This window comes from Vibrio sp. SNU_ST1 (genome assembly GCF_030563405.1).
In the GTDB taxonomy this organism is placed as follows: Bacteria; Pseudomonadota; Gammaproteobacteria; order Enterobacterales; family Vibrionaceae; genus Vibrio.
This window is the reverse complement of sequence record NZ_CP130749.1, coordinates 1,386,768-1,411,783: the sequence shown is the minus strand read 5'-3', so window position 1 is coordinate 1,411,783 and position 25,016 is coordinate 1,386,768. Positions and strand designations below refer to the sequence as shown.

Sequence of the window (25,016 nt, the reverse complement as noted above, 5' to 3'; positions counted from 1 at the left end):
ATTTTTCATATACGCCAGAAACGAAAAATGCCGCATCCATGCGACATTTTTCTTTTGGCGGCCAAACCAGTTTTGCTATATCCATTCTAGAGTGAAACCCATTCTACTCTTCATACTTGAAGCCGCAGCGTTGTTAACTGCCTAAGTTCACCCAAATCACATAGATCCCCTATGCTCATAGGGCTGAACTTATTTGTTGCCTAGCTGCAACTCCAATTATTTTGAGTAGCGAGATTATTCAGAATGTACTTATAAGACGCTGTTAATCTTGATTAGTTCCCTTTACGCGGCATTTTTTTTCGATTTGTTTTCTAAGTCGAATGACGCTGCGATTAATTTCTTGGTGTAGTCATTTTTCGGTGCATTGAAAATCTCTTCTGCAGACCCTTCTTCCATCACTTCACCTTTCTGCATCACCAATACACGATCCGATAAGGCTTTCACTACCGAGAGATCATGGCTGATGAACAGGAAGCCGATATTGTGCTTAGCTTGAATGTCTTTCAGTAGGTCAATCACGGTCAGTTGTACAGAGCGATCGAGTGCTGAAGTCGGTTCATCCAATAGGATGAAAGACGGCTCAAGAATCAACGCGCGAGCAATCGCAATACGTTGTCTTTGTCCGCCCGAGAACTCGTGTGGATAGCGGTTTATTGAATTCGGCTCTAAGCGAACTTCAATCAATGCTTTGCGCGCTCTTTCTAAACGTTCTTTCTTGGATAGATGAGGTTGATGTACCGTTAAACCTTCAGTGATGATTTCCCCAACGGTCATGCGTGGTGATAAAGAACCATAAGGGTCTTGGAATACCATCTGTACATCTTTCTTGAGCTTGTGACGTTCTTTATCGGTTAACAAACTCACATCTTGGCCTTTGTAAACAATACGTCCGGTACTTGGCAGCAAGCCGATCAGTGCGCGTCCTAGTGTTGATTTACCTGATCCAGATTCACCAACAATGCCTAACGTTTCACCTTGTTTTAGGGTCAATGAGATGCCTTTTACGGCTTCGAAATATTGACTTTTACTCTTAATGAAGTGGGATTTCACCAAGAATTGAACACGGATATCATCGGCGCACAGTAGCTCTGGTGCCGATGCTTCTACAGGAACCTTCGCGCCTTTCGGAATTGAGTTAATTAGCATGCGTGTGTAATCGTGTCTTGGATTCTCGAATAAGGCTTGAGTCATCCCTTCTTCAACTAGCTCACCTTTGCACATCACTAGAACACGGTCAGCAAAGTGTTTTACTACACCGAGATCATGGGTAATGAATAAAATCGCCATGCCCATCTTGCTTTGAATCTCTTTGATAAGAGACAGCACTTCAGCCTGAACCGTTACATCTAAAGCCGTAGTCGGTTCGTCTGCAATCAGAATGTCCGGTTCATTGATCAGAGCCATTGCGATCATGATGCGTTGCAACTGGCCGCCTGAAAATTCATGTGGGTATTTGTTGTATGCCTGTTCTGGCATTGGTAGGTGTACAAGGTCGAAAAGTTCGAGTACACGCTGTTTCGCTTGAGATTTCGATACATTACGATGACACATAATAGCTTCAGCCACTTGTGTGCCCACGCGCAGGTATGGGTTGAGAGAGGTCATTGGCTCTTGAAAGATCATTCCGATCCTGTCACCGCGAATTGACTGCATCTCTCGTTCAGTCTTGTTGAGTATCGACTGACCTTCAAATTCGATTTCCGATTGAGCATCAATAATGGCGTTGTCAGGAAGCAAACGCATCAAAGCGTTGGAAGAGACAGATTTACCTGAACCCGATTCGCCAACAATGGCCAAGGTTTCACTAGAATTAAGAGTAAAGTTAATCTTTTTTACCGCATCAATGATTCCATCATTGGTTATGAATTTAACGGAGAGATTATTAACTTTAAGAATGGCCCGGTCCGACATGATATATCCTTATCAATTTAAGACATTAGGTGAAGATTGAACTTCTGAAGTGGTTTTAAGTTGCCCAAAATGGTGATGAGCGCGTTGAATTTGTTCTAGTTCGAGCATCCAATGTGAGCTGCGCTGAGCACTGCAAAATGCGATCAGGTGATTGAGTAAATCTTCGCTCTGCTTTTCCAATAACCTAAAGGTACGTTGAATCAACTCTGTACCCTCAAGAGAGATAAATTGCATCAATGCATAAGATTGGTTCAAGGTATCGAAGGCTTGTTGCTGTTGGCCTAAACGATTGAGAATCTCTGATTGAGCGACACTGGCGTCTCTAAGGCCTGAAATTAAGCAAGCAAACTGGCAGGGTTTGATGTCACTTTGGTATGCCGCGTTTTGGATGTGATGAGGAAGAGAGGTGAGAACATCATTATAGAGGCGCTGTGCTTCGGGCCAATGACCTTGTTCCATTAACTGTTCAGCTTTTAGGTAGTGCATCCAGCAGCGTTCAATTTCCATGTCCACATCCTTAATTTTAAATATCCTAAAATGTTAATGATATTTATTATCAATTGCAAATTAAAATCATTCACATGCTAAGTTGGTGAATTAAATCTCTCGTTATTGCTAAAAACGGGGTAAATTGAGTGTTATTTGTTCAGTTGAACAGCTGTGTAGCGTAAGTCACTAAATTTATAGGTAATTACATCTACACTGATTTTATCTACACCCAAGTAATGAAGGACTAAGGAGGCGGCGATGGCGATGCAAAGACTCAATACAGAACAGCTGTATAAGGTAGCGGAACTCGATAAGCTACCATGTAAGTCGACCAAAGAACTGGCTCCAATTGACGAAATCGTCGGGCAAGAACGTGCACAAAAGGCCGTTGAGTTCGCGATGTCAATCAAGGAAAAGGGTTACAACATTTATGCGATAGGTCGAAATGGTCTTGGTAAACGCACCATGATCTTGCGCTACCTAAACCGACATCCTCAAGAAGTACAGGAGCTTTTTGATTGGTGCTATATCGCGAATTTTGAAGACATTCGTACACCTAAGGTGCTGAAATTGCCTCGTGGTGTTGGCAGCAGTTTGAAGCAAGATATTGAAAAGCTGATGCGTAAGCTTCTTAAAGCAATGCCACTCGCATTCGATAACGAGATGTACTTTAACCGCGCTGACCGATTAAAAAATCAGTTGGCCGCTAAACAACAAGCGGCGTTAGAAGCGATCAGTCAAGAAGCAAAAGATAAGGGCATCAACCTGACGATCACGACTCAGGGTGACTACCAATTTGTCGCGATGAATGGCGATGATCTTCATACTGAAGAGAGCTTCGACTTACTCACGCCAGAAGAGCAAGATCAATTCGATAAAACCATTGATGGATTGGAAGTCGGGCTGCGGACCATTTCTCGTGAACTGACAGAGCTTGAAGAGACGTACACAGAGAAAGTTCAAAAGTTGAATGATGATACGGCGCGAGATGTTATTACCCACTTCATCAAGCAACTGAAGCAAGATTACAGCCAATATCCAGACATTAAAAAGTACCTGACAGCACTGCGTAAAGACATTGTCGACAACGCAGATATTTTCTTAGAAGAGAGCACAGAGCAAGCAGAAGTTGCGACCGCCTCTTTGGATAAGAAAATGCCACGTCGCTACAAGGTGAACGTGATAGTGAGCCAGAAGGAGGAGACTCTGCCGATCGTGGTGGAAGAGAATCCGAATTATCACTCTTTGTTTGGTTATGTCGAGACGGCAACGTTCAAAGGCACCGTATTTACGGACTTCTCTTTGATTCGCGCTGGTAGTTTGCATAGAGCCAATGGCGGCGTATTACTGATGGATGCCGTGAAAGTACTTGAACAACCTTATGTGTGGGAAGGCTTGAAGCGCGCGCTGCGTTCGCGTCAATTGAGCTTCACGTCATTAGAAAAAGAGGTTACGTTAACGGGGGCGGTATCACTTGATCCAGAGCCTATTCCATTGGACGTTAAGATCATCCTGTTCGGTGATTACCACACGTATCAGCTACTGCAACACTACGATGCTGAGTTTGGTGAACTGTTCCGTGTGACGGCCGATTTTGAAGATGAGATGAAGCGTACTGCGGATTCTGAAATGCATTACGCACGCTTCATTTCAAGTATCGTACATGACAACAACATGCTGCATTGTGATCGCAAAGCGATTGCTCGGATCATTGAGCACAGTTCTCGTCAGGCGGGTGACCAAAGTAAGTTGTCGCTGCACTCGGCACATATTGCTAACCTGCTTCGTGAGTCAAACTACGTGGCGAAAGGGGCGAAGTCGAACCTGATTCGTGCTACGCATGTCGACCAGGCGCTATCTAACCAACAGATGCGTGTCGGGCGACTCCAAGACAGCGTTATGGAAACCTTCACAAACGGTACAACGCTGATTCATGTGGATGGTCAGGCGGTTGGGCAGGTCAATGCGCTGTCTGTACTTAGCACGACAGATCATATGTTTGGCGCACCGAACCGGATCACTGCAACCACCGCTTATGGTGACGGAGAAGTGATTGATATCGAAAGAAACGTAGACTTAGGCGGCAGTATTCACTCGAAAGGGGTGATGATCTTATCAGCTTATCTTTCTTCGGTATTTGGTAAGACAGCGAAAGTACCGCTTACTACCAATATCACCTTCGAACAATCGTATGGTGGCGTCGATGGTGATAGCGCGAGTATGGCCGAGTTCTGTGCGGTGGTGTCTGCATTCTCTAAGCAGCCGAACCGTCAAGACATCGCGATTACCGGCTCTATGAACCAGTTCGGTGAGTCCCAGCCTATTGGTGGTGTGAACGAGAAAATTGAAGGCTTCTTTGATGTGTGCGAAATCAAAGGACGTTCAAATGAGCAAGGGGTGATCATCCCACGTTCTAATGTTCACAACCTGATGCTGCGTAATGACATCGTAAAAGCGGTTGAAAAGGGCGAGTTTAATATTTGGGCTATCGACCACGTGACCGAAGCGATTGAGCTGTTTACAGGCAAAGCCGCCGGTGAGGCGAGTGATGAAGGTAGTTACCCAATCGATACTATCTTTGGTATCGCTCAAGCTAAACTGAACGCACTGCGTAAATAGTCTAATATCTATAGACCCAGCTAGCTTGTCAATTAGATAAGTGGTTGAAAATTAGATAAATGGCCAAGGCTAAAAAGCCATCGATATAAAAATCGATGGCTTTTTTTGATTGCGACTTTACTCGCTATTGAGCCGTCTGTATCTGGTCTGCTTACGGTATTCGGTGAATGTAATGTGCTAAATGACTTTACCTATTTCGCAAACAGAGTTTGGTGCCATCGAACTTCAGCTTCGCCAACAAGTGCTTGGCATTAGAGCGGCCAATATCATCAAATTCTACCCCGTATCGAGCGTAGTGCGTTGATTTTTGGAGATTACAGATGATGCCTTTCAATGGCGGTATAAGTGGGCCATTGTAGTTCTCAGGTGTAACTTCAATAGAGACTCGATCGGCAATTTGAATCGCACGAGAAGTCGGTGAGGTAACAAAACGACAACCACTTTTCGATAAGTCTCTAATCTCACAGTTTGCTCGTTGATCGTTGAAGATGATTCTGGAAGCTAAGTTCACCTCGTAGCGTGTCTCTTTACGCAGTTGAGTTACTTGCATCGAGCTTGGTGTAGAGAGCACAAGAATAGGGAAGGGATCCCCAACCCGATGGTGAATTTGGCTTTTAAAGTGGATAAGTGCGCCTTCACCTCGCAGAGAATAAGCACGAGCTGTCATCCAAAAACCTTCTTGGAAGAAAAAGCTCAGATCGTCGTTAGATACATCTGGAACTTCTACCACAATGCAGTTATCACTGTGCGTACCGATAAATTTGGTGGTGGCGAGAAACTTAGTGCCAACTGGAGTCGATACATTTAATGTCAGTTCACTGCCGTGCTCTATCATGGACAGTGCATCGGTGCTATTTAACGTAGAAACGGTGCGGTTACGAGGATCTTGAAGTGCCTGATTATGCTCCAAAGGCTTCTTCAGTGGTGCGTTCATTATATGTTCTCCATGCGCCAACATGCGTCTGTTTGTTATATTGGTAACTTACTAATAAGGGGCAAATACGTGCTAGATTTAGTAGGTGCAATTACATAAATTAAGTGCAATTACATATATTGGATAAATGCACTTGTGTGGATTTATAGGGTGCCTTTATCTTTACTAATTCGTTATTAAGCCGGTGGCACAGAGTTATTTACTTTGTTTGCAAGTACTTAGTTCTATTTGTATGAGCTTGAGTTAGTCTATTACAAGGAATGAATACTTCAAATTTTTATTGTTTGTCGTATCAATTATTTTCAGGAGTTGAGAATGCACGCAACAAAATGGGATCAAGATGCGAATCAGATCACAGTTGAGCTAAAACCCAACCAGTTCGCGGTTGTTAAATATCAAAAGGACGGAGATGTACTACATATCACATCGACACGTATTCCTGATGAGCTTCAAGGTAAGGGCTTCGGTAAGGTGATGATGGAGTCGGTACTGCCTGAAATTGAACAAGCAGGTTTTAAAATTGTACCGATTTGTAGTTATGTGATTCATTACATGAATAGGCAGCCACAATGGGCACATCTTCTATCCGATAAAGCATAGCAACGAGTATATGTCTCAATCAATATCGTCAAAAAATCTCGCTCAACCAGCAGCGGTTTCAAGTCAAAATCAGCCAGAGCTCTATCAAAAAATAGCGGCCTCACTGGGTTGTCACCAAGGGTTTGATGTTCAGGTGATTCAAAGCCTATGGGGCGGGTATGGTGAATTAGTCCGTTTGGGTTTTTCTAAAGAAAGGCGTTCTTCATTCAACAGCGTAATTGTTAAACATGTCGCATTGCCAGATAAAGCAGAACACCCGAAGGGGTGGAATACCAAGCTATCTCATCAGCGTAAAGTACACTCTTACCAAGTTGAGACCGCGTGGTATCAGTCGTTTGCCCAACAGTGGGATGAGCGTTGTCCTGTGCCTGTAGGGCTGCAATGTGAGTTACAGGAGAACGAGTGGCTTATCATCATGCAAGACCTAGAGGACATCGGCTTCCCGTTGATCTCTCAGTTTGATGTACTTGCTGCTCTTGATGATTTAGCAATCAAAGATACTCAGCCTTATCTGGCGTCTGGTTACACACTAGAAGAGCAAAACCAACGCGATGCTTGCCTTAAATGGCTCGCTAACTTTCACGCAAAGCACATCAATGTAGACCAAGAACATTCAGCTTCATTGTGGCAAGTCGGTACATATTGGCATTTAGACACGCGGCCTGACGAGTTAAACGCATTGGCTGATTTACCGCTTAAGAGCCAAGCGCAGCACATTGATAATCTATTAAGGATGAGCCCATATCAAACCTTGGTACATGGTGACGCCAAGCTCGCCAACTTCTGCTTTGATTTAGAAAGTGAGCGCGCTGCTGCCGTTGATTTCCAATACGTTGGGCGTGGTTGTGCGATGAAAGATGTGGCCTTGTTCATGAGCAGCGCGGTTAGGCCGCAAGATTGCGCGCAGCTTGAAGCAGAGATCTTGGAGGCTTACTTTCGATACTTGAAAGCGGCACTCACGCACTATCAACCACAACTTTCTTTCGATGATGTTGAAGCCGCGTGGCGACCAATGTTTTACGTGGCATGGGCTGATTTTCAACGTTTTGTTAAAGGTTGGAGCCCTGAGCATTGGAAGATCAACCCGTATACCGAGCAACTTACCTTACGAGTGCTTAACCAATTAGACGAACAGGAGTCCGTCAATGTTCGATAAAACCGCGAGCTGGAAAACGCCGCAAAACTTCTTATTACTGATTTCGATTGTTGTCCCTATCGCGTTTTCGAGCTGGATGGCACTGCTGAATAACTTCGTTATTGAGAAAGCGAACTTTGATGGTGCGGATATTGGTTTATTGCAAAGTGTTCGTGAGATCCCTGGCTTCTTGGCTTTTACCGTGGTGTTTGTGTTGGCGTTCATTCGCGAACAACGCTTCATGTTGATATCGCTGGCGATGCTCACTGTCGGTACGGCGATTACCGGTTTGTTTCCTTCTCTCACTGGCCTTCTGCTGACCACCATTTTGATGTCGACGGGTTTTCACTATTTTGAAACGCTCAAGCAGTCTTTGTCACTCCAATGGCTGAGTAAAGAAGAAGCCCCTGAGATGCTGGGTAAAATGATCTCTGTTGGCGCGTTGGCCTCGTTAATTACTTATGGCTCAATCTGGGTGATGTTAGAACAGCTAAAGCTCGATTTTGCTTGGGTGTACGGCATTACTGGCGGTATTGGTTTTATTCTGGTTTTGGTGATGACCTTTGGTTTTCCTGAGTTTCAAACCAAGACTCAGCAAAATAAGAAGTTGGTGCTGAGAAAGCGTTACTGGCTCTACTACGCGCTCACCTTTATGAGTGGCGCGAGAAGACAGATCTTCACCGTGTTTGCTGGCTTTTTGATGGTAGAGAAGTTTGGTTACTCGGCTGCTGACGTAACGCTACTGTTCTTAGTCAATTACCTGTTTAACTTCTTATTTGCGAAACGTATTGGTCGATTTATCGGTGTGGTTGGAGAGCGGAAGGCGCTGATTTTCGAGTATGTTGGTTTGATTGGTGTGTTTGTCGGTTATGGTTTAGTACAAAGCGCTGAATGGGCGGCGGCGCTGTATGTTGTCGACCATCTGTTCTTTGCACTCGCATTAGCGATCAAAACCTACTTCCAGAAAATCGCTGATCCTGCCGATATGGCATCAACCGCAGGTGTCTCTTTCACCATCAACCATATTGCAGCGGTTGTTATTCCGGTCGTATTTGGGGTGATTTGGTTATCGTCCCCTGCAACGGTGTTCTACATAGGCGCTGCGATGGCGGCGGTATCTTTGGCGTTGTCTTTAAACATCCCTAAGAAGCCCGAAGAGGGCAATGAAGTGCGAATGTTTAGCTGGCGCTAACTCTGGATAAAGACTAATAAAAAGCTCCAATATTGATATTGGAGCTTTTTTGTATGTGCTAGATGGAAATATCTAGTCAGCTTCCGGTAGGGCTAGCTTTCAGTAGGATTAGCTTCTTGCGGTTTTTAATCCACCACGTAACTTGAAGATTCCTTTTGGTGCCTTAGTAAGTAAGATGCCACAAAGCAGAGGGATCATCATCACCAGTGACTGTTCAGATAGTACTTCTCCATTGATGTAGCAAGAGATCAGTAGTGCAACTACAGGGAAAATCAGGAAGCAGATAGACGCTTGGAATGGCGTCGAAACTTGTCCGAGTTTAAAGTAGGCCACAATGCCGCCAACACTTGCCACAAAGCCTAGGTAAACTACTGCTGAGATTGAATCCCAAGTGAAGGATTCAACATTCACGCTTTCACCCATCGCCGAAACGGCGAACAAGAATAGAGAAGCAATCAGACTTGGGACTGCGTTGTACGTCAGTACTTCGATGCCTTTGCAGTGCTTTTGAACTAACACATACATAACAGCGTGTATTGCCACAGCAAGACCTAAGCAAACTGTACCAATTAGGTAGTCATCGCCACCCATCTGCATTTCGTTACCGAGGATCAAACATAGGCTTACAACAGCGGTAGCCAAACCAAATATTTGGTGCTTAGCCAATCGTAGGCCTAGGAATAGGCCTGACATCAACATCACAGCGACCGGCATATTGGCAAAGATGATCGACGCTAGACCAGAAGAGATGTATTGCTCGCCATAGATCATCAAAGTAAATGGAATCGCAAAGTACATCAGCGCAACAATCAGCAACCATTGACGCTTGCCTTTAGGAAATAGCAGTGGCTGGTTGAAGACTTTTGCTAATACCGCAAGCAGAGGTGCTGCGAGTAAAAAGCGTAATGCAGTAGCAAAAATTGGTGGGATAGAATGCAATGCCACTTCCATTGCGAACCAAGTGGTTCCCCAAATTAGGCAAACAGAGACAAAAAGCAAGATAGTTAGCGACTTCGAATTCATGGTGACTACTCATTAATAATTATTTTAAATCATAGGCTTGTAGCGCCTCAATGACGTGGCACAGTATAAGCAGGTCACCGGAGAAAATTTTTGTCTTTTTATCTATAATTGCAATATATTATGGGAAAATAATCTCTAATGTGCTTATTTTTTAGAAAATAAATTCATGTTATGTAGATTAAGAAAAGGCATTATTCTTTGTAAGGTCTAATGTTGAACGATAAGTGACCAGTTCAGCAATGTAAGATATTCAAACTCGGTGTTGTGATTAAGTAGACATCGTAGCTAAATATATAGCGTTGAGTATTGAAGGTTTACTTTGTTCAGCGCCATACTGATTGAATAGGTAGAGCATGGCACTAGGAGGATGTTTGAAGAACACCATCGACTTAAACTTATATCGCTTTTTGGGTCTGCTTTATGATCAGCAATCTCAGGCTAAGGTTTGTCATACCTTGGATATTAGCCGTGCGACGTTCAACCGACATTTAGCCGATTGCCGTGATTTGTTTGCCAATGAGTTGTTTATTGCGACAAAGGGAAATTATGCTCCGACTTTGTTTACCACTCAGTTGATGTTGGTGGTGAAAGAGCCGCTTGAGCAGTTAGAGCAAGCACAGCAAATCTCTCAGTCGTTTGAGGGGACGGATGCCAATATCGAGTATGTGTTCCATGCTGCCAATCCTCTTAGCACTCTGTTGACGGTGCCGTTGCTGAAAGGGCTGTCCAACACAGGCTACTATCCTAGAATATCCATGATGGACTGGTCGTTAGAGGGGGTTGAGTACCCCAAAGCAGGCACTCTGGCTGTTGGAATATCAGGATATCCGAATGATCTTAATGATAATCTTGTTGAACGGAAAGTGGGGTCGCTTGCCTTATTTGCTTATGTGGCGGACTCACACCCACTCGCTGACAATAAAAATATAGACCTCACTCAACTCGAGAACTTTGATACGGTTCGCGTATCGATGGGGGCTTTAGATGGTAACTCTTACTATGAGCGTTTGCGAAAGCGGACTGGTATCAAGCTAGAACAAAAGCTTACCGTTGCTTCTGTATTTTCAGCATTAGAGTGTGCTCAAGTGAGCCAATATGTGTTTATTGGATTCAATATGAATGAAGCATCGATACTTAGTGGGCTTACTAAAATCCCAGTGGTGTTCCAAGGTGAGGGAATCTTCTTTGATGTGGGGATTCAATACCATCGTGCTTGCTACCAACACCCTATTGTTAAACGTATTGAAGGACTGTTGTCGACTTGCTTAAAGGCGATTTAATTGAGCTGGAAAGGTGGAGCGATATTGTATATTTTGATAGCCGAGCGTTGAGAACTATTAACTATTAACTATTAACTAAGAACTAAGAACTAAGAACTAAGAACTATCAACTAAGAACCAGATAGAAAACCAATTAAAGAGAATCAAAAAAACGCGCCTAATGAAGGCGCGTTTTTTAGTTTACGGAAATAGATGATTTAAGAGCTAAGTCGATTACTCTACGCGTTCCACATCTCCCGGTTTCCATGTTTTGTCATACCACGCTTCTTGTGGTCCATATAATCTCAGAATCGCAAACCAGCCTTTACCCGGTACGGTTTCAATCCAGTTTGCTTCTTTTCCTTTTGGTGGCTTCGGGCCAAAGTACAAATCGACTGAACCATCTTTGTTTTCGACAAAGTCATCACGCTGATTATTCTTACTTGGTAATGGTTGGCTCGTTTGCAGCTCTGAGCGAGTTTGCGTGTCGTAAGCCACTACGGACCAGAAGTTTTTCGCAGGAACATTCGCAGGAATATTCACTTTGTAGTTTTGGCTACCATCGAAATATTCACCGCCTTTCGCCTGATCAATCAGCGCGTATTGTGAACCTTTGTCGATAAGCTTAAGTGCCATCGCAGGTGTGTTTACTGTTGCAATATAGAAGAAATAAGTTCGAGCATCTAGGTTGCGTCCACCTTCCCCCTTGTCTACTAACCATTGGTAATCTTTACCAATAAATGCCGTTTTCCATAGGCGATCATCATAGATGTAGGCTTTTTCGTCTCTCGGCTGGAAGTATAAAGATCTAGCCGTTGCGTTACCAATCGCAACCCCGTCTTTCATCAGTTTCTGCATGCGTTCGTCAGGAGCAAAAGGTTTGTTCTTTTGAATACCAATGCTCGATAGTAAGCCGCGCAGTTCTGGATCGATAAACGAGATTGGCTCTTTATCCAATACCGTTTTTATCTCTTTGTAGAAATGCTCGTCGTTCGCATGAATGGTATTGAACGTTTTGCCACTGCCTGAAATGAACTCCATTTTGGGTTGGTCATCTTTCTTTGCTAGCGGGTAGATTTTCAATTTTTCTTTGTAGGCTTTCATTGCCGCATCGGTGTTACCGTCTTTCAAGAAGCCGCGAGCAATAAACCAGTTTGTGTAGCTGGTGGATTGCGAAACAAAGTAACCTTCCGGCACTTCGCCTTCATAACCAGGAGGTAGAATTAGGTATTTGCCGCCTTTACCTTTATCGGGTCCGACAATGCCTAAGTCGGTGACAAAGCGAAAGAATGCATCATTAACGGTCGTCGGGCCCATGCCTTCAGGAACCTCAATGACTGTTGGTCCATCTTTCTCTAAGTCGAGGAAGACAGAGGCATAAACGGTATCGGTATTGCCCGTTAAGAATAGTGGGTTGGAATCCATCAGTTTATCGAACACAACGACTTGATTTGATGACTTTGAACCTAATTCAACGTGCCCAAGGCGCAGCGCTTCTACAGATGCCATAGGAATCGCGTTGAGAAACACCTCTGTTGAGCGAAATGTATCGAGGTTGTCATAAAGTTTTTGTGCGGTTTCCTCCGTTGGTGCACCATCTTTAAAATTCAATTCACCGATGCTGGTTTGGACGGTATCTGGAGTCATGATGCTTGGAGGAATCTCAGTATTGTAGTTTTCCGTAGCAAGTACTTGGTTTGATATGAAGATACTGCTCGCTAACACAAGTGCTTTCAACTTCGATGTAACCATGGTGTCACCTTTAAGTTTTGTTTCGATACGCTTACTTTATGTTAGTCGAAAAAACATATTTGATACGTTGCAGGCTCAACAATGAGCTTTGAATCGAAGGCTTGAGGTGTAGTAAGTAAGTTGCAAAAATAAGCTTTAGATTAGTCAGATAAAACAAAACCCGCACTGGGCGGGTTTGTTGGGTTAGGTTATTACGGTGTGGGTTTATTACTGCACTTTGCTTTGCGTAACGGATTTGACCGTTTTGGTTTGCCTTACCGCAAGGATAAGTTGCGGTAGCAGTGACATCACTATCATGCCTGTCATTAGCGAGTACTGGAGTGGGGTAAAGGATTCACCCATCAACACCATACCTGTCACAATTCCCGCAATTGGGTTAGCGATGCCACCGAAGGTAAAATCCACCACTGACATACGCTGTAGTAGCCACACATACATGCCGTAACCCAGCGCCGTATTTAGCCCAATCACCCACAATAGACCCATCGCATTACGAGTATCGAAATGAGTCACAGCGTTAACATAAGGCTGTGGGTCGATGAGTGCATGAACGCCAGACGCGACAGATAAAATCGTACCACCCAAAATCAGTTGCCACGTTAATACCTTCCACCAGTGCATGCGATTACCCAGTGACTTGGTAATGCTGCTGCCGATAACGATACACATAATTGCAGCGAACATGGCGCCTAAACCTATTGGGTTTAATGCGATTTGACTTGGATTAAACAGTATCCATGCCAATGTGATTAATCCAACACCAGACAAGGCTTGAATCAATTGCGGTCGCTGTTTCTTTACTACCCAATGGAAGATCATCGCAAACACTGGCACAGAGATCATACCTACACCGGAGATTGCCGAAGGCAACGTCAACGCCATCACGAAGATTAAGCTAAAGAAGGTCGCAATATTGATAAGACCCAATGTGAAAATGATCTGCCATTCACCTTTTTGAGGCATTGTAGGTTTTACTACTAGCAATAACAAACCAGCAGGCAACGCACGCAAAGCACCCAATAATAAGGGGGGCCATTCCTGTAGCGTAAATTGCGTCACTGCATAGGTTGTTCCCCAAAAGAACGCGGGGATCATTGCTAATAATATGTTCATGTGAAATATCTTTACATTAAGATAATTGGTTGTATGAACTGTATACCTAGATCATATGGTTGTAAAGTATCTTTATGTTAAACTAGTTTGAATTAATCAGACTAATAACGGAGCGAGATCGCAAATGGATGCTATCGACCGCGTAGTAGAGCAATGGGCAAAGGAAAAGCCTGAATTAGAAACTGAGCCAATGGCAATGATGGGCCGGATTATGCGTATTGCCAAGTATATGGAGACGCAAGTTGCCGAGCTTCATAAAAATTACGACATGAAACTTGGTGAGTTTGATGTGTTGGCAACGTTGCGACGTTCTGGGAAGCCTTATCAACTGACGCCATCAGAACTGATCGGATCTATGATGCTGACATCAGGTGCAATGACCAATCGGCTTGATAAATTAGAAGCTAAAGGGCTGATCAGTCGTGAGCACAGCAAAGAAGACAGACGCAGCGTGAGTGTTCAGCTAACCAAAGATGGTCTTATTCTGATTGACCAAATGATGACTGAACATGTCGAAATGCAGAAAAAACTGGTTAAGTCATTGTCTGCGAGCCAGAAGAAGAACACTAACCAACTTCTGAAAGCATGGTTGAGTGCTTACGAATAATTTTTAGGTGACGGAGTAGGGTGTGACTATGGACAGTATTCAAAATAATACGGAAAAAACAGATATGCTTGAGAAAGTTGAGCACGTTGTATCAATTAATGGATTGGAATATGAGGTTAGCGGAAATGTTCTTAATCTTAAGCTAGGCAGAGCGGGTGGAAAGGTAAAAATCAAATACGATTACGCGACGAATTCATACGTCTACAACTGTAATGAGTATGCTATTGGTTTTTCCAGTCTCATCTTCTTCGTTCTTTCGTTCAATACTCTGTATCAAGTTGATCACCAAGCATGGTCTGGTTATGTCGCGGGTTTGATGTTCGCTGGAGCAATATTCAATTTGATCCAATTAGTGCTATCTCACGTCCAAATGTTAGACATTAAAGCACAGCTAAGAGAAGTAGGTGTCTACCTCAAGTCTGGCGCGTAAGAACCTTTAGCATCTTGTGTATCGTGAACAACTGAGCCATTTCTGAGTAACGAGTGGTTAAGCCCTGCCATCGGTGGTTATATGCCAAAATAAACAGCGTTAACACCAATTCTTAGTGCTGTTTTTACTTTCCTCTTACACACTTTTCTTATATCGAACCTAGTATCAAATTTCTCTTGGTTATACAGGCAAGCTTCTCATTATGAAGAACTTTTTCGATAGCGAGCTCATGCTCTCTAGCTCCTTGAACTTCGTTCTGCTGTCACTTGGACTAACGCTCCTCTTACATATTCCAATTTGGTGTGGATTCAACCTGAGCCGGCGAAAATGGAAGCGTATGGATTATTTATGGCCGTTTTTAGCGGGTATCGGAATGCTTGGTGCCGTGTCTGAGATTCGAGCGAAGGTGGCGGGTGATTGGGTTGAAACCGAACAAACCAGAGCGGTGGCGATTTTAGAATCTGTTCAGCAGTTCTCTTTGGATAAGCTGAGAAGTGATACCTGTACAGGTCAGCCATCTTTAGATAATCACGCTCAGCACCACGACGCGTGTTTGTGGTACTTGAATACGGCGATTACGTTTAAAGATGTCGATTTCACCTTGCTACCCAATGCATCGGATTTTACGGTTCCTGCGCCTAGCGTGTCGTTAGTTGAAAGTGATGCGGTGTGGGTGGATGGTATGCTGAGTCAGTATGAAAAGCAGAAAAACCAATATATAAAAACCAGAGAAGCGCAGGTGAAGCAGCCGCTAGAAAGTATCTTTTGGTATGTGAGTCCTTACTTAGTGTGTTTCGCGATTGCACTACGTCTTACTAAGGTGACAGCAGAGCTCAAGTTGGATAAATGCTCATAGTTCACTGAATGTTCGCTGCTCATTTCTATATCAATGGATAACTCAATAGCTAGGCAAGCGTATAACTTTAGGCAAGCGTATAACTAATAGGATGTGTCTGAATTAGAGAGAAGAAAAAAATAGCGTCAGTATTGAATTACTGACGCTATTTTTATGTTGGATCCAACAGTAGCGGAAAGTTGTTTATAAAGGTGGCTACTTAAATTGGTATCTAACCGAAAGTTGTAATTGAGGGCCGTAAAGACCGTTGTTTTTGGAAGCAACTGCAAACACGGCTTTATCTGTGGCATGGAACCTAGCTCCAAACGTAAAGATTGAGTGTTCTCCGTTAGAGCCCGCAAGTACGTGGGCTTCTACTCTCTGAGTGATCCACGCTCGAATACCCGCATTGAATTCGACATAAGCTTTAGTTTCTCCGGCTGCGTATGAGTTTTTGTTGAAATGGAGTAGCAGCTGTGTATTTAAGTCGATCGCTTGAGTTATTGGACCATAAACTTGAGGGCCGATGTACGCATCAAAGTTACTTTCATCTTGGGCTGTGTTGGTACTAAGGCCACCTAAAATTGCTAAGCTATCGTTGATGTCGCGTCCAGCATCCACGCTTAACCCCATAGGCTTTGCTTGCATCCCAAGCTCTACAAAGTCAGTTGTGAAATTCGCCGCAGATATTGCTTGATGAGAGAAAAGGCATAGCAGTAGAGGTATTACATTTTTTATTTTCATATGACTTACAAAAGATAGTAATAGTGGAGTAAGGCGTTTGGTCGTACTTTATGTCTTGTCACGCCAAAGCGATGAAATTCTTCGAAACCCAATCCAAAGAAAATGTGTATTTGTTGTCCATCTTGGTCGTTCTGTTCAGGGTGCTGATACGCAGATTTTTACCTTGATATTTGTATATTAAACATAACTGTCATAACCAACAATGATTTTAATTTTTTTTTGTTCCGCTCTGTGTTCTGATTCTCTCTTGGATTAATTGAAAACAGACAAACGGTCTAAATTTAGTTTTAGGAACAAATGTATTATGAAGAAAATCGTCGGTTTAATCTTGTTAGCTTCACTTACAGCATGCGGTGGCGGTGGCGGTGGTGGCGGTAAAACTACTGGTACCGTAGCTTCGAAACAAACAGCTCAGCGTACAGCTATCAAGCTAAGTAGTATTGATGTAAAGAAATTGAGTGCAGTCGAGTTTTCTTCGGCAAAAATTACTGGTTTTGAAGCTCCAAGTCAGTCTAAATAAAACTAGAAGGAACATAAATATGACAAAGATACTTTTACCTCTAGTGCTAGGCGTGTCTTCAATTACAACGATAGCTCATGCAAACGAAAATATTAATCTACAAGGTTACTATAAGTCTAAAGCCGCGATTAAGTTTGCTGTAGATAAAATTCAGCAAAACAAAATTGAATTTATGAACTTAGATGAGGCGTTCTCTCTTATTCCAGGGTCGTCTCCACAAACTCTAGCTTCTATTGATGATCTCGCTAATGGTAAATCCGTTCATGCCGATGTATTTTTGGCAAAAGCGAAAGAGTTTAAATTGAACAATAAAGTCTGCGTGATCTCTAAAGATGGCGCTACGATTGCTTATGAAGCCGATGGTGTTGCTACATGTAATTTTGATTTGAATAAAGTACATAAAGCAATGGCTAAAACGTCTAAAGAACTTATTTTCTTTAAACGTTACGGAACCGGAAATGATACTCAATATACGATTGATAAAATTAGTCTCAATGGCCAAGAAGTTTCTAATACGTTCTTGTATACATCTAAGGGTAAATTGTTAGGTGATATTGCGAAGGTTAAGAAAGATTCAGCTGGTAAGTACACTATTGAGCATTACGTTGATTCAGGTCCAGAAGATGGCACTAAGATCGGTTATAGAGCTTATCAATGGGCTAACGACTTCTCAGACGGTCAGAAAGTAACTATTAATTCTTTGTCATATCAATATGGCTCTACCGTAGAATTGAAAAAGCAGAAGACACCGTTTCACTGGGCGATAAAGGATTATGTATCACCTTCAAATGCCAACGGGGACTTTTATTTTTCTTCAGTTGTTAGTCGTCTAGCTCGCTCGGTGGATAACAAGATCACACAGAAGGATATGTACTCTAAACAAGCACCGTCAGATTTAATTGCCTACAATTTCAATAATGCTAATAAATTGGTAGGTCTAAGCCCTGACGCTTGTACGATTAAGCAAATTGCTGACGGGAAAACGACGGTAACTTGGTACACTGGATTGAATCGAGGAAAGGATTGCTCAGCAACAGCGGCTGATATTGCTGGTAAAAAGAAAGTGACCACTTCTACTCTTACAAATGATGGCAGTAAGAAAGTGTCGGTTGCTAGCTTGCAAAAAAGTGCTTCAGACATTCTTCAGGCAGTGGAGCTCGACTCTACATCAGCTTCTGATTTAACGGATGCTGAGTTTGCTGCAATGAAAGCAAAATATGATGCGGCGACGAAGCAATACAAAGACTTTAATAGCATTCAATTCTGGAAGTAGTTAATCCTAACTTTTTGAATTCAAAAATGGGCAGTTTATCTGCCCATTTTTTATTTTTCCCTTCTAACTCTCTTCGTGACTCCCTCTTTTCTGATGACACTACAGAGTAGGTGACAGCCTTGATTTGGATCGAATGCTTTTAAAGCGTTGGTCTACACTTCATGGTAACCAAGGAGTGTCTAATGAAAGATCTCGACGACATTATGGCTACGTTAAATGATTACGCAGATGCGTATTGTGCAAAAGATATTGAAGCACTGATGCGTGTATTTGATGTGAGTGGCCACATTTCAGTGATAGGGACGGGTGAAGATGAGTTGTGTTCAGGTGCAGAATCAGTAAAGCGGCTATTTCTGAGAAATTTTTCTGAAGCCACAGCGATGAGATTTGAATGGGGTTGGTCAGATACTGTGATATCGGGGGAACATGCTGTGGTTTCACAATGTTTAACGATCCATTTGAATGCGGGTGGGTCGTTTTTGTCTATCCCTGTTCGTTGGAGCGTGATGCTCAAGAAAACGGACCGCTGGGTGTGGCTGCACAGACACGCTTCATCGGCCGCGTCTTCTCAGGGGGAAGGGAAGGCTTATCCGACTCGATAGTAAAAGGTTTACGGCCTTCAGGTCGACAACGATAACGCAAATGATAGCAATATCGGTAGTGTTACTACGCTCAGGAAGTTACCGAATAAAACCATTGATGCGACCTTGGGTGGCTCTACATTGAACCTTTCTGCAAACAGGTAGTTCATCACAGCGGGTGGCAGCATGGTGAACAGCACCATCATCTGAAGATGCAGCGTAGGCAATGGGATAAATAAGTAGATGATGGTAAAAGCGATAGCCCCAGTAAATAGGGATTGAGCCGTACACAACAAGCCAACTTTTAATCCGCTCAGTCTCAAGTTGACCATTTGTGAACCCAACGACAGCAGCATGATAGGAACAGCAGCTTGCCCAAGCAGTGATGTGGCTTCATATATTGGATTCCATACACCAATCCCAGATAGATTGAGCGTCATTGCTAGAGCAGCCGCCAAGAATATCGGCATCTTGAAGATCTGTTTGATCGGATTACCGTCGCTCAATAGCGCTAAGCCGACACTAATATGGACACATGCTGATACCACAAATAGTAATACCGCTGGGGCTAATGCGCTCTCGCCAAAGGCATAGGTGAATAGAGGAATTGCTAGGTTGCCACTATTACGGAACATGTGTGGCGGAGCCCAAGCTTTGAAATTGAGCTTAAAGATCTTACAGATCGGAACCATCAACAATGCAGGCACTAACACTGCGACCAAAGAAGCGGTTATGAGTGGCAATTGCTCAGTGTCGAGAGGCATGGTGGTCAGCGATGCAAACACTAGCGCAGGGATACACACATCCATGTTGATGCGATTGATCGGTTTGAAATCGGGCTTGAGCCAACGACCGACCGCAAAGCCAGCACTGGCTAAAGCAAAAACGGGAAACAGAATGCTGATGACCTGTTCGAACATAGAATTCCTTTCTAGGTTTAGTACATCCATTTAGCGGAGAAACGAATGTTCGAGAGAGACGCTAAAGTGAAGTATGAAGTCGAAATGTATAAGTATTAACCTATCAATATAATGAGTTGGCGTCACCGAAGATCGTTGTCTGTGAGCGGTTAATTTATATTTCTTTGAATGAAGCACAAAAAAGACCAGTGGCATCAGAAACTGGTCTTTAAAGGCTAGATAAATCTGGATGGGTTCTTTAATTAACTACGGTGACCACTAGACGCGATTATCACCACAGCTGTAGGCAACGATCTGGCTAATTTCGCTCAGGTTACGACCTGATTGCTGCTGCCACTCGTTGAAAGCCTTACTTGCCGCGACTTGTGCTCGCTTGGTGTTACGGCCGCTATCGACCACATCGGTGCTGCGCAGGTGCGCTTCAACATCGGATGACAGGATGAAGGTGTCTTTACCCATTTGACGCAGAGTGTAGGCTCCAGTATTACCACCAAGTCGCTTGCCGTGTTTTTTTAGGTAATCCCAAAGTTCAGTGATACGTTCTGATGGCCAGTCGGCAACCATTTGCGAGAATGAATCGGCTTCACGCTTGGCGTTGTGGATCATGGTGGCATTGGCAGGGATGGTCATCACCTTAGTAAGGTGACGAATAATGCGCGGGTCTTGCGCTTTCTGTTCCCACATTTCATTCGGCAGCATCAGCATTTTTTCGATATTGAATTCAAAAAACACTTCTTCAAATTGCGGCCATTTCTTTCTCACCACATTCCATGAAATACCACACTGGAATACCTTTTCGGTAAAGGCTGCTAGCCAACGGTCGTCGGTGATTTGCGATAACTCGGCTTGGGAAAGGGGCGCACGAACAATTTTTTCGAGTTCGGCTGCTCCGCCTTTACGGTGAGCCGCACGTTGATAAATGGTGTCGAATTTTTCTTGGGTCATGAAGGTTCCAAATTACATCTGTGTAGCCAATGCTAAATGATATGGGGTTGAATCTGGCAATTGAAACCAGTCTGTTGATCAAAACATATTAGCCTAGCTTTAATTCCATCTGATACAAGGGCCAGGTTTTGCCATTGAACTCTTTCACGCTCGGCTCTTTGTCGACTACCTGAAATCCCGCTTTGTCGTAGCAGCGCGTTGCCCCGTGGTTTTGCTTAAATACGGCCAAGGTGATGGTGGTGATATTTGGGATTTCTTTCGCCGCCTCTAAGGCCGTTTCAAGCATCAATTGCCCTAATCCTTTGCCTCGTTGGTTTGGGTGAATCGCAACTCGGCAGAAACGAAGTTCATTGTCTGACATGCGTTGAAACTCCATAAAGCCAAGCAAGCCATTGGTATTCGAGTTAGTGCTAGGCGTGGAGAATGTGTAAAGCTCGACATGTGATTCTTGAGATCGTTCGATGATCGAAGTGGCTTCCAATGGCCAGCCAAAGGTTCGTCCGCCCCATAGAATGTAGTCTTCTTGGGATGTAAACCAAGTGACGATCTCTTCGGCGTCGGATGCTTTAAAGCGGTTTATTTCCATATATTTCTCTCTTCCTTATCGCGTGTCTCTTTTTCTAAGCCGTTAAACTTCTCCGCCCAACTGATCAAGAAAGCCACGCATGTAGTCGGTGCGCTTGTTGGCTTCTAATTTGGCGGATTCTGTATTCATGGTTTCAGCGAGCTTAAACAGTTTCACGTAGAAATGGTCGACACTGTAATGCTTGTCATCCAAGTCACGCTGCTTCGCGAATGGGTCTTGGTTGTTATAGAGCTCTGCGTTAAAGCTCTGACCAACGTATAGGCAGCGAGCAATGCCAATCGCACCGAGAGAATCTAGGCGATCCGCATCTTGAACAATCTGAGCTTCCAAGGTTTTTGGTGTGATGTTGGCGCTGTAACTGTGAGTGACAATGGCGTGATGAATCTCGTCGAGGTAGGACGCGGGATACTCGATAGATTTGAGAAAAGAGACCGCCTTGTCAGCTGCCATTTGTGAGCTTTGGGCTCTGTCTGGGTGGTTCTTAGGAAAGGTGAAACAATCATGAAGGTAAGCGGCAGGAAGAACGACCTCAAGCTTAGCCTGTTCTTGAGTACACAAAACCTCAGCCGTTTTGACTACTCGCTTGATATGGCTGATGTCGTGCGCGGCATCCTGTGTCATCTCTTGCTGAGCAAAATCAAGCAGTTGGCTTTCAAATCTTTTAATCACGCGTCCCTTTCTCCATCTGTAGACGTTATCAATGTTGCTTATCGATTAGTATCGTTTCATATCGACTGTAACAGTTTCTTGCGCGATGTTTTATCTTTTATAAAAGGAATATAAACAAAAAAACCGACTCAGTGAGTCGGTTTAATAGAGAGGCTCTTCTACGTTGATTAAAGCATTATCAACGGAAATTAGAGCTTAAGCGACGGCTTGCTGAAGCTGCGCTAACACATGATGTAGGGAGGGGCTGATCGTGTGACCAAGTGCTTTCACTTCGTCACATGGTTCTACCAAATCTGGGATCTGGAAACTGATCATGTTCGCTGCCATAGATGCGCGAATACCGTTGTTTGAATCTTCAAACGCTAGGCAATTTTCAGGTTCAACACCTAAGCGCTCTGCCGCTAGTAAGTAGATCTCTGGGTGAGGCTTACCGTTGGTGACTTCACAGCCTGTGCTTAACGAAGCGAAGTAAGAATCTAGGCCAGCCAGTTCAAGCTTTTTTTTCGCGATATCAAGCTGAGTCGAGGTCGCTACCGCGATTGGAATGTCGTTTGATTTAAGCCATTCAAGTAGTTCGATAACACCATCTTTAACTGGGATTGCTTGGTGCTTAACAACCGCATTGTAGCGAGTGCGCCATTCGGTGTTCAGCGCCGGGTAATCTAACCCTTCGCCGTAGCCCTTTCTAAAAATCTGTTCGATGGTTTTTGCGTTACAACCAATGATGCCTAAGTAAACATCTTGCAAGAACGGAACATCTTGCGCGTGACATGCTTCTTCAAAAATCTGCATACAAAGTCGCTCGGTGTCGAGTAACAGTCCATCCATATCAAAAATAGCAGCTTGAAAATTCATATCCGTGGTTCTTTATGTGTTGTCATCGTGAGGGCGAGTATTTTGACATAGTGTCTCGAGATAGGCGAGTCAGTGTTCAGTAAGAATATGCTTAGTTAGATCGGAAATATGCTTTTGAAGGGCTTTGTATATGATTGATTATGAATGAAATAATATCATTAAGTTATGAATCTAGCACGTTATAGGCCATACAGATCTAACAGTCACAATAATGGTTATCGTACATAACAAATTTAGATTTAGAGTCTGTCTTCCTATTACATTTCATAAACTTACGGTTCAGTTAGCGTGACCATAATCTTAGAAAAAACAATTTGCGAGAGTCCGCAATCATAGTGTGACCAAGCAATAAGTAAATGGCGGAACTTAGGGACAAAATATCATTAGTCCACATTTTTAGCAGGGTTGCTTATGTTGTATTTTGAGTTTCTATTTTTATTAGTCGTACTTTATATCGGGTCTCGGTATGGCGGTATTGGCTTAGGTGTTGTTTCTGGTATTGGTTTGGTTATCGAGGTGTTTGTCTTCAAGATGCCACCAACGTCTCCACCTGTCACCGTAATGCTGATCATCCTCGCCGTTGTTACCTGTGCTTCTATTCTTGAAGCTGCTGGTGGCTTGAAATACATGCTGCAAGTGGCGGAAAGGGTGTTAAGAAAGAACCCGAAACGCGTCACCTTGATAGCACCGTTCGTGACTTACTCGATGACTTTCCTATTGGGCACTGGCCATGCGGTTTACTCCATCATGCCTATCATCGGCGATGTTGCGCTAAAGAATGGTATTCGTCCTGAACGCCCAATGGCGGCTGCATCTGTTGCGTCTCAACTGGCGATTACTGCATCTCCAATCTCGGCAGCAGTGGTCTATTACCTCGCGCAACTTTCTGATATCCAACACTCTATTACTCTGCTTTCTATTTTGATGGTGACGGTTCCTGCAACGCTGTTCGGTACACTTTTGCTTTCTCTGTATAGCTTGAAACGTGGTAAAGAACTGAACGACGATCCTGAATACCAAGTGCGTCTAAAAGATCCTGAGTGGAAAAAGCGCATTGAGAGCACCACTGCGACATCTTTGGATGAAGTACTTCCAACTTCGGCTCGTAATGCGGTTTTGATTTTCCTATTGTCGATTGTGGTGATTGTTATCGTGGCGATGGTACCTGAGATCAGAACCATCGTAGACGGCGACAAGCCAATCAAAATGTCGGTGATCATCCAAATGATGATGCTCTGTTTCGGCGGTATCATCTTGCTGGCAACGAAAACCGACCCACGTGACGTGCCAAATGGCGTGGTATTTAAATCGGGTATGGTGGCAGCGATTGCTATCTTCGGTATTGCATGGATGTCGGATACTTACTTCCAATACGCAATGCCTCAGTTCAAGTCGGGCATCGTGGAAATGGTGACCAACTACCCGTGGACGTTTGCTCTAGCGCTATTCATCGTATCGGTTGTGGTGAACTCTCAAGCTGCTACTGCACGTATGATGCTACCTGTTGGCCTCGGTCTAGGGTTAGACCCAGCCTTGCTAATCGGCTTGATGCCAGCGGTGTACGGCTACTTCTTCATCCCGAACTACCCATCAGACATCGCAACGGTGAACTTCGATGTCTCTGGCACCACTAAGATTGGTAAGTGGTACTTCAACCACTCATTCATGTCGGTTGGTTTAATCGGTGTAGTCGGTGCATGTTGCTTAGGCTACGCTCTCGCACAGATTTTCATCGCTTAGGCTTACTTTTTATCGCTTAATCAAGCGATAACGAGATCAGAAACGAAAAACAGCGCCTGATTTGGCGCTGTTTTTGTTTTTACTGTTTGGAAGTTTTGATATGAACCTAGGTTTCGAATTAATAACCAATATTAACGAGGCTCAAAGGCGAGTGATTGAATCGCTTCTTCTCTCGCCAGTTACTGTTACAACGACTGTTACCGCTACAACTATAACTATAACTATAATTACCACCACAGCTATAACTACAGCTCACCCTCTCGGGCAATATCCAATTTACTATT

24 protein-coding genes are annotated in these 25,016 nt (G+C 43.7%); 12 read left to right on the top strand and 12 right to left on the bottom strand.

Annotated elements, in window-relative coordinates:
* Positions 1–282: 282 nt before the first annotated feature.
* Together Q5H80_RS20485 and Q5H80_RS20480 are read right to left on the bottom strand one after the other, a co-directional pair.
* Entirely contained in the window at positions 283–1,911 is a 1,629-nt protein-coding gene (locus Q5H80_RS20485; RefSeq protein ID WP_304569974.1) for an ABC transporter ATP-binding protein, read from the bottom strand.
* A 12-nt stretch (positions 1,912–1,923) separates the two neighbouring features.
* On the bottom strand, positions 1,924–2,418 hold the full coding sequence (locus Q5H80_RS20480) for a hypothetical protein (RefSeq protein ID WP_009846166.1): 495 nt from the start codon (positions 2,416–2,418) through the stop codon (positions 1,924–1,926).
* A gap of 240 nt (positions 2,419–2,658) precedes the next feature.
* Between Q5H80_RS20480 and Q5H80_RS20475 the strand changes: the two genes are divergently transcribed.
* Positions 2,659–5,019 carry a Lon protease family protein gene (locus tag Q5H80_RS20475; protein WP_304569973.1) on the top strand — a complete coding sequence of 787 codons (2,361 nt, stop codon included), beginning with the start codon at positions 2,659–2,661 and terminating at the stop codon, positions 5,017–5,019.
* Positions 5,020–5,206: 187 nt separating this feature from the next.
* Here the strand turns inward: Q5H80_RS20475 and Q5H80_RS20470 are convergent, their stop codons facing one another.
* Positions 5,207–5,953: a flagellar brake protein gene (locus Q5H80_RS20470; RefSeq protein ID WP_304569972.1), complete on the bottom strand. Its 747-nt coding sequence runs from the start codon at positions 5,951–5,953 to the stop codon at positions 5,207–5,209.
* A 315-nt stretch (positions 5,954–6,268) separates the two neighbouring features.
* Here Q5H80_RS20470 and Q5H80_RS20465 point away from each other — a divergent pair, with 315 nt between their 5' ends.
* Genes Q5H80_RS20465 through Q5H80_RS20455 form a run of 3 tightly spaced genes read left to right on the top strand, consistent with a single transcriptional unit; the run spans position 6,269 to position 8,880 of the window.
* Positions 6,269–6,553 carry a GNAT family N-acetyltransferase gene (locus Q5H80_RS20465; protein ID WP_304569971.1) on the top strand — a complete coding sequence of 95 codons (285 nt, stop codon included), beginning with the start codon at positions 6,269–6,271 and terminating at the stop codon, positions 6,551–6,553.
* Between the two features lie 10 nt (positions 6,554–6,563).
* Complete coding sequence (locus tag Q5H80_RS20460; protein WP_304569970.1) at positions 6,564–7,709, top strand: phosphotransferase; 1,146 nt, start codon at positions 6,564–6,566, stop codon at positions 7,707–7,709.
* On the top strand, positions 7,699–8,880 hold the full coding sequence (locus Q5H80_RS20455) for an MFS transporter (RefSeq protein WP_304569969.1): 1,182 nt from the start codon (positions 7,699–7,701) through the stop codon (positions 8,878–8,880). Before Q5H80_RS20460 ends, Q5H80_RS20455 begins: the two co-directional genes overlap by 11 nt.
* A gap of 108 nt (positions 8,881–8,988) precedes the next feature.
* Here Q5H80_RS20455 and Q5H80_RS20450 read toward each other — a convergent pair whose 3' ends face one another.
* Positions 8,989–9,903 (bottom strand): DMT family transporter, encoded by a 915-nt coding sequence (locus Q5H80_RS20450; protein WP_304569968.1) that lies wholly within the window; start codon positions 9,901–9,903, stop codon positions 8,989–8,991.
* A gap of 371 nt (positions 9,904–10,274) precedes the next feature.
* Between Q5H80_RS20450 and Q5H80_RS20445 the strand changes: the two genes are divergently transcribed.
* Positions 10,275–11,183, top strand: a complete 909-nt coding sequence (locus Q5H80_RS20445; protein ID WP_304569967.1) for a LysR family transcriptional regulator — start codon at positions 10,275–10,277, stop codon at positions 11,181–11,183.
* Positions 11,184–11,396: 213 nt separating this feature from the next.
* On the opposite strand, the gene Q5H80_RS20440 is transcribed toward Q5H80_RS20445, so the two are convergent.
* Positions 11,397–12,914: a DUF1254 domain-containing protein gene (locus Q5H80_RS20440; protein WP_304569966.1), complete on the bottom strand. Its 1,518-nt coding sequence runs from the start codon at positions 12,912–12,914 to the stop codon at positions 11,397–11,399.
* 207 nt (positions 12,915–13,121) lie between these two features.
* Positions 13,122–14,027, bottom strand: coding sequence for a DMT family transporter (locus Q5H80_RS20435; protein ID WP_304569965.1), 906 nt, complete (start codon positions 14,025–14,027; stop codon positions 13,122–13,124).
* Positions 14,028–14,151: 124 nt separating this feature from the next.
* Here Q5H80_RS20435 and Q5H80_RS20430 point away from each other — a divergent pair, with 124 nt between their 5' ends.
* From Q5H80_RS20430 to Q5H80_RS20420, 3 genes are all read left to right on the top strand, one after another.
* Positions 14,152–14,634: a MarR family winged helix-turn-helix transcriptional regulator gene (locus Q5H80_RS20430; protein ID WP_017103478.1), complete on the top strand. Its 483-nt coding sequence runs from the start codon at positions 14,152–14,154 to the stop codon at positions 14,632–14,634.
* 28 nt (positions 14,635–14,662) lie between these two features.
* The gene (locus Q5H80_RS20425) at positions 14,663–15,064 is read left to right on the top strand and encodes a hypothetical protein (protein WP_304569964.1); all 402 of its coding nucleotides are present in this window, start codon (positions 14,663–14,665) and stop codon (positions 15,062–15,064) included.
* A gap of 337 nt (positions 15,065–15,401) precedes the next feature.
* Positions 15,402–15,920, top strand: coding sequence for a hypothetical protein (locus Q5H80_RS20420; RefSeq protein ID WP_086051367.1), 519 nt, complete (start codon positions 15,402–15,404; stop codon positions 15,918–15,920).
* A 195-nt stretch (positions 15,921–16,115) separates the two neighbouring features.
* Here the strand turns inward: Q5H80_RS20420 and Q5H80_RS20415 are convergent, their stop codons facing one another.
* Entirely contained in the window at positions 16,116–16,643 is a 528-nt protein-coding gene (locus tag Q5H80_RS20415; protein WP_304569963.1) for a hypothetical protein, read from the bottom strand.
* Positions 16,644–16,947: 304 nt separating this feature from the next.
* Here Q5H80_RS20415 and Q5H80_RS20410 point away from each other — a divergent pair, with 304 nt between their 5' ends.
* The 3 genes from Q5H80_RS20410 to Q5H80_RS20400 all read left to right on the top strand — a co-directional run bounded on the left by Q5H80_RS20410 (position 16,948) and on the right by Q5H80_RS20400 (position 19,038).
* A complete protein-coding gene (locus tag Q5H80_RS20410; RefSeq protein WP_304569962.1) occupies positions 16,948–17,163 on the top strand; it encodes a hypothetical protein in 216 nt (71 codons plus the stop codon).
* A gap of 19 nt (positions 17,164–17,182) precedes the next feature.
* Complete coding sequence (locus Q5H80_RS20405; protein WP_304569961.1) at positions 17,183–18,436, top strand: hypothetical protein; 1,254 nt, start codon at positions 17,183–17,185, stop codon at positions 18,434–18,436.
* A 182-nt stretch (positions 18,437–18,618) separates the two neighbouring features.
* Positions 18,619–19,038, top strand: coding sequence for a nuclear transport factor 2 family protein (locus tag Q5H80_RS20400; protein WP_304569960.1), 420 nt, complete (start codon positions 18,619–18,621; stop codon positions 19,036–19,038).
* A 17-nt stretch (positions 19,039–19,055) separates the two neighbouring features.
* Here the strand turns inward: Q5H80_RS20400 and Q5H80_RS20395 are convergent, their stop codons facing one another.
* The 5 genes from Q5H80_RS20395 to Q5H80_RS20375 form a co-directional block, all read right to left on the bottom strand.
* Complete coding sequence (locus tag Q5H80_RS20395; protein WP_304569959.1) at positions 19,056–19,937, bottom strand: AEC family transporter; 882 nt, start codon at positions 19,935–19,937, stop codon at positions 19,056–19,058.
* Positions 19,938–20,195: 258 nt separating this feature from the next.
* Positions 20,196–20,882: a DNA-3-methyladenine glycosylase I gene (locus tag Q5H80_RS20390; RefSeq protein ID WP_304569958.1), complete on the bottom strand. Its 687-nt coding sequence runs from the start codon at positions 20,880–20,882 to the stop codon at positions 20,196–20,198.
* Positions 20,883–20,970: 88 nt separating this feature from the next.
* Positions 20,971–21,468, bottom strand: coding sequence for an N-acetyltransferase (locus tag Q5H80_RS20385; protein WP_304569957.1), 498 nt, complete (start codon positions 21,466–21,468; stop codon positions 20,971–20,973).
* Positions 21,469–21,510: 42 nt separating this feature from the next.
* On the bottom strand, positions 21,511–22,137 hold the full coding sequence (locus tag Q5H80_RS20380) for an HD domain-containing protein (protein WP_304569956.1): 627 nt from the start codon (positions 22,135–22,137) through the stop codon (positions 21,511–21,513).
* 195 nt (positions 22,138–22,332) lie between these two features.
* The gene (locus tag Q5H80_RS20375) at positions 22,333–22,992 is read right to left on the bottom strand and encodes an HAD family phosphatase (protein WP_304569955.1); all 660 of its coding nucleotides are present in this window, start codon (positions 22,990–22,992) and stop codon (positions 22,333–22,335) included.
* 411 nt (positions 22,993–23,403) lie between these two features.
* Here Q5H80_RS20375 and Q5H80_RS20370 point away from each other — a divergent pair, with 411 nt between their 5' ends.
* Positions 23,404–24,732, top strand: a complete 1,329-nt coding sequence (locus tag Q5H80_RS20370; RefSeq protein ID WP_304569954.1) for an anaerobic C4-dicarboxylate transporter — start codon at positions 23,404–23,406, stop codon at positions 24,730–24,732.
* The last annotated feature ends 284 nt before the right edge of the window (positions 24,733–25,016 follow it).